The 1,094-nt window shown below is 64.5% G+C and carries 1 protein-coding gene; it reads left to right on the top strand.

The window, feature by feature from the left end:
* Positions 1-1,094: serine hydroxymethyltransferase (gene glyA / locus DIE13_RS32515; RefSeq protein WP_148094098.1), on the top strand; the 1,094-nt coding region annotated here is incomplete at both ends.

Below are 1,094 nucleotides of genomic sequence, written 5' to 3'. Positions count from 1 at the left end.
AACCGCCGGCAGGAAGATCACATCGAGCTGATCGCGTCGGAAAACTACACGAGCCCGGCCGTGATGGCCGCGCAGGGCTCGCAGCTCACGAACAAGTACGCGGAAGGTTATCCGGGCAAGCGCTACTACGGCGGCTGCGAGTACGTGGACATCGTCGAGCAACTGGCGATCGATCGCGTGAAGCAGCTGTTCGGCGCGGAAGCCGCGAACGTGCAGCCGAACTCGGGTTCGCAGGCGAACCAGGGCGTGTTTTTCGCGATGCTCAAGCCGGGCGACACGATCATGGGCATGAGCCTCGCGCACGGCGGTCACCTGACGCACGGCTCGCCGGTGAACATGTCGGGCAAGTGGTTCAACGTCGTCAGCTACGGCCTGAACGAAAACGAAGACATCGACTACGAAGCCGCGGAAAAGCTCGCGCAGGAGCACAAGCCGAAGCTGATCGTCGCGGGCGCATCGGCGTTCGCGCTGAAGATCGACTTCGAGCGTCTGGCGAAGATCGCGAAGTCGGTCGGGGCCTACTTGATGGTCGACATGGCGCACTACGCCGGCCTGATCGCAGCGGGCGTGTATCCGAACCCGGTGCCGCACGCGGACTTCGTGACGACCACCACGCACAAGAGCCTGCGCGGCCCGCGCGGCGGCGTGATCCTGATGAAGTCGGAATACGAGAAGCAGATCAATTCGGCAATCTTCCCGGGCATTCAAGGCGGCCCGCTGATGCACGTGATCGCGGCGAAGGCCGTGGCGTTCAAGGAAGCGCTGTCGCCGGAATTCAAGGAATACCAGCAGAAGGTGGTCGAGAACGCACGCGTGCTGGCGGAAACGCTGGTCAAGCGCGGCCTGCGGATCGTGTCGGGCCGCACCGAAAGCCACGTGATGCTGGTGGACCTGCGCGCGAAGAACATCACGGGCAAGGCCGCGGAAGCGGCGCTCGGCGCAGCGCACATCACGGTGAACAAGAACGCGATCCCGAACGATCCGGAAAAGCCGTTCGTCACCAGCGGCATCCGTCTGGGCTCGCCGGCGATGACGACGCGCGGCTTCGGCCCGGCGGAAGCCGAGACGGTCGGCAACCTGATCGCCGACGTGCT

It is taken from the genome of Burkholderia sp. Bp9016 (assembly GCF_003857765.1).
Lineage (GTDB): Bacteria > Pseudomonadota > Gammaproteobacteria > Burkholderiales > Burkholderiaceae > Burkholderia.
The sequence above is the reverse complement of the archived record's forward strand: the minus strand, read 5'-3'. Positions and strand labels throughout refer to the sequence as shown.